At 71.3% G+C, this 1,008-nt stretch carries 1 protein-coding gene; it reads right to left on the reverse strand.

Annotation, left to right across the window (positions count from 1 at the left end):
* A partial coding sequence (locus G3I40_RS36190; protein WP_164559071.1) for a LysR substrate-binding domain-containing protein occupies window positions 1-756 on the reverse strand: 756 nt, incomplete at its 3' end.
* Between the last annotated feature and the right edge of the window lie 252 nt (window positions 757-1,008).

Here is a 1,008-nt window from a genome sequence, read left to right on the forward strand (position 1 = left end):
GGGTTCGGCGGTCTCGGCGTCGCGCGGGCTGAAGGCCACGGCCCGCGAGGAGAGCACCAGCCCGCGGACGAAGCTGGCGCCCTGGCCGTGCCGGACGGAAGGCGGCGTGTAGCCGCCGCGGGCGCAGGTGGTGAGCAGGTCGTCGTAGAGCGCGGGGGCGCCCGCCCGCGGGAAGAGGATGAGGTCGCGGGCGGCGAGCGCGGCCAGCGGGACCTCGGTGTGGGCGGCTGCCTCGGCGTTGCGCGGCAGCAGTACGCCGAGATCGCGGCGGAGCACGGGCCCCAGTTCGAGGCCGGACACGTCGCACGGGTGGTGGATGAGTCCGACGTCGAGTTCACGGCGGGCGAAGCGGGCGAGCTGTTCCGTGGTGGACAGTTCGTGCAGTTCCAGCTCGACGCCGGAGCTCCGCTCCTGGAACCCCGTCAGCAGCGCGGCGACGGTGCCGCCCGCGATGTCGGGCGGGAGTCCCGCGCGCAGCATTCCGCTCTCGCCGTCCCGGATCCTGCGTGCGGCCGCCCGCAGGGATTCGGTGCGGGCCAGCAGCTCGCGGGCCTCGGGAAGCAGCAGCATGCCCGCCTTGGTGGTGATGACCTGGCGGCTGGTGCGGTCGAAGAGCCGCACCTCCAGCTCCCGCTCAAGGCGCTGGATCCGCTGGGACAGAGGGGGCTGGGCCATGCCGAGTCGGGCCGCCGCACGTCCGAAGTGTGACTCTTCTGCAACAGCTACGAAGCACTCGAGATGGCGAATCAGGTCCACGATCAGCAATCATATCCAGTATTGATCGATAGTTGAGCGATATCCTACTTGGACACATCGCCGGGCGGATTGCTCTCCTCTCGGCATGACACACCTTCCTTCGCCGCCCGACACGCGCTTCGACCACTCCCCCGCGCACCGTGCAGGCCGCCGCACCGGACCACGAACGGTCCTCGCCGTGGTCGTCGTCACCGCCGTGGCCGCAGGCGGCGCATACGCCGCCGGGCTCGGCCCCTTCGCACGCGGCGACGA

This window comes from Streptomyces sp. SID14478 (genome assembly GCF_010548525.1).
Classification (GTDB): Bacteria; Actinomycetota; Actinomycetes; order Streptomycetales; family Streptomycetaceae; genus Streptomyces.